Origin of the sequence: Marinobacterium weihaiense, assembly GCF_019061305.1 — a bacterium.
GTDB lineage: Bacteria > Pseudomonadota > Gammaproteobacteria > Pseudomonadales > Balneatricaceae > Marinobacterium > Marinobacterium weihaiense.
In genome coordinates this window covers 1-897 of record NZ_JAHQZT010000072.1, presented here as the reverse complement: position 1 = coordinate 897, position 897 = coordinate 1, and the positions used below count along the sequence as shown (strand labels likewise).

General features: G+C 55.3%; 2 protein-coding genes. Both read right to left on the bottom strand.

Annotated features, from left to right (window positions below):
• Positions 1–187 precede the first annotated feature (187 nt).
• The gene (gene tnpB, locus KTN04_RS17470) at positions 188–556 is read right to left on the bottom strand and encodes an IS66 family insertion sequence element accessory protein TnpB (RefSeq protein ID WP_217336338.1); all 369 of its coding nucleotides are present in this window, start codon (positions 554–556) and stop codon (positions 188–190) included.
• The coding region (gene tnpA, locus KTN04_RS17465) for an IS66 family insertion sequence element accessory protein TnpA (protein WP_217336337.1) at positions 556–897 on the bottom strand (342 nt) is incomplete at its 5' end. The genes tnpB and tnpA, both read right to left, overlap by 1 nt.

Genomic DNA, 897 nt, shown 5'->3' with positions numbered 1-897 from the left:
GACGACCTGATCCCGCTGCTCAAGCTCATCCTCTTTCGAGGCCAGTTGCTGCTGCAGCCCGGCCACCATCGACAGCAAGTCAGCGGTCGATAAACCGCTGATATCAGGCGTCTTTGAGGTGGTTTCGGGCTGTGTTTTCATGGACAAAATTATATCAAAAACAGCCAGTTGAAGCACCCAAAACCGGCTATCCAACGGCCTCATACTGCAAGGTTTTATGGCCTTTTAGCAGGCTGATATCATAGCCATCGAGCAACCAGTTGATCTGCTCGCCGGTCAACGGCATGAGCTCATCAGCCGGGCTCGGCCATTTGAATTTCTCTTCGGCCAGCGCCTTGTAGTAGAGGATGAAGCCGTTGTCTTCCCACATCAGGCACTTGATCTTGTTACGCTGTCGGTTGGTGAAGGCATACAGCGCGCCGGTGAAGGGGTTCTGTCCCAACTCCTGTTCAATCAGCACCGCCAGACCATTGGCTTGTTTGCGAAAGTCGATGGGCTCACGGTACAGATAGATCTCGGGCATGGACCGAGAGGGACGAAGATACCGCGGTTTCATCAGAGCTGCCTCAGGATCGCGCCGAGCAGGTCGACATTACCGGCATGCAGCCCTGTAATGGCCATGCCGCCGGGAAGCTTCAGGGTCAGATCATCCGATAGCGGTGAAGCGGCCACCTGGGTGACGCGAGCAAAGCCGGATGTTGGTGTACGCTCGGTATCGGTCGCATCATCTGTACCTTCGAGCTTGCGGCGCCAATAGACAAACTGGTGATAGGACAGCGATTGCTGTTTGCAGAAAGCAGCGCCGGATAGCCCGGTATCGCGCCAGTGTTCAATGTACTGTTGCCAGTAGTGTGTGCGCTCGGTTGAGTTCATGATGGATTCCTCGCGTAGGTGACG

Coding starts and splice junctions, on each gene's coding strand:
- tnpB (WP_217336338.1), bottom strand. CDS start 556: ATGAAACCGCGGTATCTTCGTCCCTCTCGGTCCATGCCCGAGATCTAT.